We start from the raw sequence: 6,711 nt of genomic DNA on the forward strand, positions 1-6,711 counted from the left end.
GCAAACGCGGATCTATTTCTAAAAAAGAACAATCATAAATTTAAAAACAAAAATATACGGAAAATTTTCATAACAAGCTGTAATACAAAAGACTACGGAGTAGAGAAATTTTTAGAAAGCTATAACGAACAAAACGAAATAAAAGTAGAATATATAATTTATAAAGAATAAAAACTACTATCGCATGTAAAAATACAAATTACAAATCCTACAAGGAAAAAACGATAGTAGTTTTACAAGCCCTATAAGGGTAAAAATTAAAGAGATTTGAAACTTTTAAAACAATAGTTTCAAATCCCAAAGGGATAAATTCTCTTTAATATCGTTAAAATTATACAATTATTCATTTAAAAATATCTTAAATTATACCCTCATTTTTTTCTTTATAATTAAAATATTTTATTAAAATAGAACGATCGGAATATTTTAAAAAACGTATCAAATTTTTACGATAATCGCCTTTTTTCGTCCTATTCCACCCCAAAAGGGTAGGGTATGGAATACCCGTAATTTCTGAAACTTCTTTAAGAGTCATTTTAAGCCCCTCTCATAATCTCGCCGTCTATTATGACCGGGTGTTTCGTACGCTCGTCACGAGTGTCAAAATACTCAGTATCAAGTGCCTCATTTGTTTCAATGCTGATAGTACTATCTATTTCTGGGGTGCCGTCCATAAAATATAGGTATCTTAGCTCGAAAACAAACTCACAAATAAAGACTTTTCTTTTTTCATCACAGTAATAAAAACTCGTCCTAAATTCTTCGCGAAAATCTTCCTTTGAGCCAGCCTTTGATAGCTCGAAAGCTTTTTTATAGTATTTTAGAAGCTTTACCCGAAGTCCTTTATTGCTTTGAATGGTATAATAGCCGATAGCATTGTGAACTAGCGCGCAAAAAACAAGAGCTCTATCTACATAATTTATCCTGCGAGATATAACATCTTTGGCCTCTGCTAAAGCAAAATAAATTTCTTTTGGTGTTGTGGCCTCATTTAACATCTCTAAGAAAGATGCTTGATCGGCTACCCTTTCTATACCATATTTTACAGGCTCAACGCCAAGAACACGCCTTATAGAACTTGCGGTTTCATTTAAAATTTCTAGCTTTTTCATTTTATTTCCTTTGTTTTAATAAAGAAATTATACACATTATTTGCTTAAATATTACTTAAAATATATGAAATAGATATAAAAAAATATAAAATAAATACTTTTATTTTTTTCTTAAACAGCACGTAATTCTCATAACCCGAAGGTCGGCGGTTCAAATCCGTCCTCCGCAACCAGTACAAAAAACAATTATAAAATTTTACAGATTTTAGGCTTCATTATTTTCGCCGTCTTTAAATTTACGGCTCGCTAGGTAAAAGGTAAATCTGCTTAGAATGTATAAAAACGCTATATACGCGGCAATCGGCGAAGATATGGTAATCCAAAAAAGTATTATCCCGCGATAAATTTCCATATTAAAGCAAATCAGTAAATTTGCTGCGATTAAAATTTTTAAAAGCGCTTGATAACCGCGTTTTCTAATAGTTCGAAAAGGCACGCAAATCGCGCATATTAGGATATTTGCGGCGACTAAAAACGTAAAAACGCGCGCGTCTTCGTCGTAAGCGAGGCTCACGGAAAAAATAACGGCGGCGCAGAGCAAAATGCTGCATATTTCTATAAAATTTAGCTTGTTTTTATTCATTTGTATTTGAGCACTCGCGTAAATTCGAGCCTAGCTATACAAAATCGACCCCAAACGAATCATATTCGAGCCGCATTTTATCGCTAACTCAAAATCCCCGCTCATACCCATCGAGCAAATTTGCGCGCCTTTTGATTGCAGATTTTCGTAAATTTTACGTGTCGTCTCAAAGCTCTTTTGTATGGCTCGCTCGTCATCTACGTGCGCGCCGATACTCATCACGCCGACGGGTTTTAAAAATTTGCACTCCTGCGCGATTTGTAAAAACGCATCCTGGGCGGCTTCTGGTGAGATGCCTTGTTTGCTATCTTCGTAGGCTGAGTTTATTTGCAGCAGGCAAGGTAGCTCGCGATCAAGCCTTTTATTCACCGCGAGCGCGGCTTCTACGCTCTCACAGCTTTGCCAAAGCGCGGGTTTGAGCGCTAGCAGGTGGTTTATTTTGTTGCTTTGAAGTCGCCCGATAAAGTGCCACTCGATCGGCAAATTTGATAAAATTTCGCTCTTGTTTTTGAGCTCTTGCACGCGGTTTTCGCCAAAGCTCGTTTGCCCCTGCTCAAAAAGCTCCAAAACCTCTTTGGTCGTTACGTTTTTGCTCACGGCGATTAGCTTCACCGCTTCGCCCGTGCGCGCATTTTCGATGCGTTCTAAAATTTGCGCGAGTTTCATTGTCCGGCTCCGCTTAGGCGCATCACGTCGTTAAAGGTCGCAAACGCCATCAGGCAGATCAAAAACGCCCAGCCGCAGTAGGTGAGGCCGATATAGACTTTTTCGTTCATCTCGCGGCGGAAAATGAGCTCGTAAAGGTTGAAAAATATGTGTCCACCGTCAAGCGCCGGGATAGGCAGCAGGTTTAGCACGCCTAAATTTACGGATATGAGCGCAGCGATGATGAGTAGGGTCGAGACGCCGATACCTGCGGCCTTTGAGGTGATGTCGGTGATCTGGATGATGCCACCCATCTCTTTTAGCGGCACGACGCCCGCGATGAGCTTTTCAAGCCCCGTAAATATGAGCTTTGAGGCGTTTACGGTCTCAACGAGCGCAAATTTGATCGAGCTAAAGCCGGTATTTCGTATCGTGACGGCCTCGCCTGAAGGCGAAATGCCGATGAGCGGTTTTTCTATCTTTTCGCCAAATATCGTTACGCTTTGCCCGATTTTAGGCGTCAAATTTATCGTTTTTATTTCGCCCGCGCGCTCGAGCGTGATCGCGGTGGAGGTTAAATTTACGTTTTTGCTTATTTCGTCCCATTCGCTGATTTTGATGCCGTTTATGTTTAAAATTTTATCGCCTTTTTGCACTCCGGCGCTTGCCGCAGCCGAGTTTTCCAGCACTTTGCCCACGGTTGGAGCTAGCCTCTCAACTCCGATATGTCCGAGCGCGATAAAGATAAAAAACGCCAAGGCAAAGTTAAAAAACGGTCCGGCAAAAAGGATGAAAATGCGTCCTAGCGGGCTAAGTCTAGTGTAGCTGTCGGCGTCCTCGTTTTTTAGGCCGGGCTTTGCGTCCTCTTGCCCTTTTAGGCTCACGTAGCCGCCAAGGGGTATCGCGCTGATGGCGTACTCGGTGCCGCCGATGGTTTTTGAGTAGACGCTTTGTCCAAAGCCTACGCTGAATTTTAACACGCCCACTTTTAGCATGCGAGCTGCGAGAAAGTGGCCAAGCTCGTGAAAAAATATAAGAAACGAAATCACCAAAACCGTGACCAAAAAGTGCCACGAATACGCGTAAAGCCCGACCGCAAGGATAGCGGCGGTAAGTATAATTCCTTTCAAAATTTGCCTTTTAAGTAGATTTTAAACGCGATTTTAGCGAAATTTTATAAAACTCCGCTTGAAACCGCGATCAAGAGCCGTTTGCGCGGCATTTGCGGCGGGCAAATTTACGCAAAACGAATCAGTGCGGCGCACGGCTATACGGGGTTAAATTTTAGGTCGTAAAGGCGCAGGTAGGGCGTGATCTCGTCAAGCCTGCGGGCGGACGGCTAAAACGGCGCGTAAAACGGCACGCGGATCACGCGGATAGATGGAGTCGAATTTACGGGAAATAGCAGCCGCAAGCAAGCGCAAAAGCCAAAGATGCTCGGTAAAATAGCAATCAAACCGCGACTAAAACGAAAATAAACGGCGCGATAAAGTAAAACAGCAAAAGCAGGCGGCGACATTTGCTCCGATAAAAGCGTCTCGCGGCAAAATCTCGCAAATAAAAATGCGCAAAATAATCCGCCTAGCAGGCGTAAAGCGCTGTAAATACGCTCCGCGCGCAATCAATCAAGACCTCGTAATCGTAAAAATATCGCAAATTTATCCGCCGTGCGGTAAGGCTCGGCTCAATCTCCGCAGATACCGCGCCCATCGCACGTGAAATACCGCGGCAAACTGCGCAAAACGATAAACCGAGCCGTCAAGCCGCGACGCGAAACGTCCTAAAATGCAAACGAGTTGCAATTTATCCGTTAAATTTAACGCAAATCGTCGCCCTAAGCTGCACTAAATCGCTTTAAATTTAGCGTAAAAGCAAATGGCGATTTTAAATTCGGCGTAAATTTACGGACAAGCCGTCCGCTACCGTGCGTCAAATTTGAGCGCGAATAGGCTAATTTTAGGGCGTAAATTTAACTAAAAACCTCATTTAGCCAGGCTAAAATTTTGGCTCTGCTTAGCCCTTTGCCGGCAGTTAAGGCGGTTTTGTCTTTATTTGCGAGATCAAATTCTATACCAAAATGCGACTTTACGCTCGCGATAAAAGGCTTTAAATCTAAAAGGTCGGGGCAGGGCAAGGCATCCGGCGCTACTTGCTGTAAAAAGCTCACGCCCTCGTCGTCAAAGTCGATACGCGCCCTTGGAACGTCGTCGTTGCTGATTTGTATATCAAAGGTCTTGTCGTTTATAAACGGCGCAAAAATGCGGATCTGCAAATGAAATTTACGCTTTTTCTCATCTTCTCCTAGATACTCGTTGCTAAACCAATAGCCCAAATTTACGGCGTTTAGTATAAACTCAAAATCATAAGGATCAGCAGGCGTCGCGCCTATGCGGCGCAAAAGCTCGTAAACGGGCAGCTTTTCTCGCAACGCGTCATAATACTCGTAAAGCTCGCCAAGCAGCGGGTGAGCGCGGCCGGCCTTTTCTTGCAGGCGTAAAATTTCGAAAATATACCTGTGCGCAAACGAGCGATGTGCTACGCTGCGGCGCGCCTGAAAGCTAAGATAGTCTAAAATTTCGGGCTTATGCAAAAAGCTAAGCGCGCTCCAAACTCCGCGCAACGTTTCTAAATCGTTATCGCTCGCGTCAAATTTGCCCTCGCGCGTCTTATCGTAGTCTAGCGCGCAGCCTAGCAAAAACTCTCCTAGCTCCTCGCTCATAACCTCGCCGATTTTGGCTAAATTTTTAGCGTTGTGGTAAAAGCTGACGTCGATTATCTTTTGATTTAGTTTTCGGGCTTGTTTTTTGAGCTCGGGTTCTAGGCTCTGCGTCCGCTCTACGATGATATCTCTTAGCCCGTCATCCATATTTTTCCTCTGTTTTAAATTTATTTTTAGTTTATGCTAGCCGCATCGCCGAGCTTAAAATTTCGTTTTTAAATTTACGTAAAAGCTTCGCGCGCCGACTTTAAAATAGCGTATTTTTGCTCGGTAATAAAAGCCGCCCGCGCTAAATTTAGCTCTTTTTCGTCGCTTTTATATACGCCGCGACGTACTCAAAGCCCGAATACAGCGTGAGCGCGACGCTAAGCCAGAGCAAAAACTCGCCAAAAGGCCACTGCATGGTTAAAAAGCCGATCGCGACCATCTGGCAGACGGTTTTAATTTTACCCGCCATCGATGCGGCGACCTCTACGCCATCGCCAGCCATCACGACGCGAAATCCTGTGATAAAAAACTCTCGAACGAGGATGAGATACACGGCCCACGGGTTCGCGCGGTCTATCATCATGAGTCCTAAAAACGCGCCCAGAGTCAGCATCTTATCGGCGAGCGGGTCGATCACGGCTCCAAGCTTGGTCTTTTGATCCCACGCGCGCGCGATAAATCCGTCGAAAAAGTCCGTGACGCTAGCGATCACGAACACAAGCGCGGCAAAGTAGTTCATCCAGCTAACGTGCACGCCTGAGAAGGAATTTACGCTAAGTAGTAGCCAAAACATCAGGGGTGCTAGAAATACGCGCAGGAAGGCTAGGGCGTTTGGTAAATTTAGGCTCATTTATTTGTTCTTTCTTTTTGATTTCGGAGTTTAAAATTTGACGGCGTAGCACGGGAATAGGCGGAAAAATAGCTAGCCTTGTTTTGGCTTGACTTTGTCGGCTTTTTATTTACGGTTTGCTCAAATTTGCTCGCAGCTTCGTCAAATTTGAGCAAATTTGACAAATTTGGATTAAATTTAAGAAAACCATCCACGCCGCAAAATTTGCATGTAAATTTTAAATTTTCATCAAATTTAGCCTGCAAGCGCGTTAAATTTGTACCGCCGAATTTACCCGAAACGCGAGCAAACGGCAAAGGAGCGCAGGCTAAATTTGCTTTTTTCATTTAAACGTAGTACCGCCGTCGATGATGAAGGTGTGGCCCGTGACCCAGCTAGCTTTTGAGCTGCAAAGAAATAAACATGCGCCGGCGATATCTGCGGGCTGACCCATACGGTTTAGCGGGCTTAGCTCGGCCGTTTTGTCGCGTACTTCCTCGTAGTTCGTAAAAGCCCTAAGCGCGTCCGTCTCGATCGGGCCGCCGCTAACGACGTTTACGCGGATATTTTTTTCGCCAAGCTCGGTCGCCGCATAGCGCGCCATGGCTTCTACTGCGGCTTTTGCGGTGCCGTGGCCTGCGTAGTTTTCGATATAGACGAGATTGCCCGTCGATGATAGCGAGATGATACTGCCGCCGCCCGTTTTTTCCATGCGTTTTGCGGCTTCTTGCGCGCCCACGACGAATGCATTTACGGTTGCGGTGAAAATGTTATTTATACCGCGAGGGCAAATTTGACGCGAGCGATAACGATTTAGAAACGTTGCGCGGAGTTT

At 44.3% G+C, this 6,711-nt stretch carries 8 protein-coding genes; all 8 read right to left on the reverse strand.

All coding sequences use genetic code 11. The features are described 5' to 3' along the window. Window positions 1-536 precede the first annotated feature (536 nt). The gene (locus QZ147_RS07720) at window positions 537-1,112 is read right to left on the reverse strand and encodes a hypothetical protein (RefSeq protein ID WP_295148935.1); all 576 of its coding nucleotides are present in this window, start codon (window positions 1,110-1,112) and stop codon (window positions 537-539) included. Between the two features lie 205 nt (window positions 1,113-1,317). After that, window positions 1,318-1,695, reverse strand: a complete 378-nt coding sequence (locus QZ147_RS07725) for a hypothetical protein (protein WP_295148938.1) — start codon at window positions 1,693-1,695, stop codon at window positions 1,318-1,320. Window positions 1,696-1,725: 30 nt separating this feature from the next. Continuing rightward, on the reverse strand, window positions 1,726-2,361 hold the full coding sequence (locus QZ147_RS07730) for a YggS family pyridoxal phosphate-dependent enzyme (RefSeq protein ID WP_295148940.1): 636 nt from the start codon (window positions 2,359-2,361) through the stop codon (window positions 1,726-1,728). Beyond that, complete coding sequence (gene rseP / locus QZ147_RS07735) at window positions 2,358-3,470, reverse strand: RIP metalloprotease RseP (RefSeq protein WP_295148943.1); 1,113 nt, start codon at window positions 3,468-3,470, stop codon at window positions 2,358-2,360. Before rseP ends, QZ147_RS07730 begins: the two co-directional genes overlap by 4 nt. An 839-nt stretch (window positions 3,471-4,309) precedes the next feature. Continuing rightward, entirely contained in the window at window positions 4,310-5,206 is an 897-nt protein-coding gene (locus tag QZ147_RS07740) for a hypothetical protein (protein ID WP_295148946.1), read from the reverse strand. Between the two features lie 148 nt (window positions 5,207-5,354). Next, window positions 5,355-5,897: a CDP-diacylglycerol--glycerol-3-phosphate 3-phosphatidyltransferase gene (gene pgsA, locus QZ147_RS07745; protein WP_295148949.1), complete on the reverse strand. Its 543-nt coding sequence runs from the start codon at window positions 5,895-5,897 to the stop codon at window positions 5,355-5,357. Further along, entirely contained in the window at window positions 5,894-6,223 is a 330-nt protein-coding gene (locus QZ147_RS07750; protein ID WP_295148952.1) for a hypothetical protein, read from the reverse strand. Before QZ147_RS07750 ends, pgsA begins: the two co-directional genes overlap by 4 nt. After that, a partial coding sequence (locus QZ147_RS07755; protein ID WP_295148954.1) for an SDR family oxidoreductase occupies window positions 6,220-6,711 on the reverse strand: 492 nt, incomplete at its 5' end. The genes QZ147_RS07755 and QZ147_RS07750, both read right to left, overlap by 4 nt.

The sequence above is a fragment of the uncultured Campylobacter sp. genome (genome assembly GCF_905371695.1).
In the GTDB taxonomy this organism is placed as follows: domain Bacteria; phylum Campylobacterota; class Campylobacteria; order Campylobacterales; family Campylobacteraceae; genus Campylobacter_A.

What these genes read in the sequence shown, in the direction of transcription:
- QZ147_RS07740 (WP_295148946.1), bottom strand. Translation starts at nt 5,206, where the DNA reads ATGGATGACGGGCTAAGAGATATCATCGTAGAGCGGACGCAGAGCCTA.
- QZ147_RS07725 (WP_295148938.1), bottom strand. Translation starts at nt 1,695, where the DNA reads ATGAATAAAAACAAGCTAAATTTTATAGAAATATGCAGCATTTTGCTC.
- pgsA (WP_295148949.1), bottom strand. Translation starts at nt 5,897, where the DNA reads ATGAGCCTAAATTTACCAAACGCCCTAGCCTTCCTGCGCGTATTTCTA.
- QZ147_RS07720 (WP_295148935.1), bottom strand. Translation starts at nt 1,112, where the DNA reads ATGAAAAAGCTAGAAATTTTAAATGAAACCGCAAGTTCTATAAGGCGT.
- QZ147_RS07750 (WP_295148952.1), bottom strand. Translation starts at nt 6,223, where the DNA reads ATGAAAAAAGCAAATTTAGCCTGCGCTCCTTTGCCGTTTGCTCGCGTT.
- QZ147_RS07730 (WP_295148940.1), bottom strand. Translation starts at nt 2,361, where the DNA reads ATGAAACTCGCGCAAATTTTAGAACGCATCGAAAATGCGCGCACGGGC.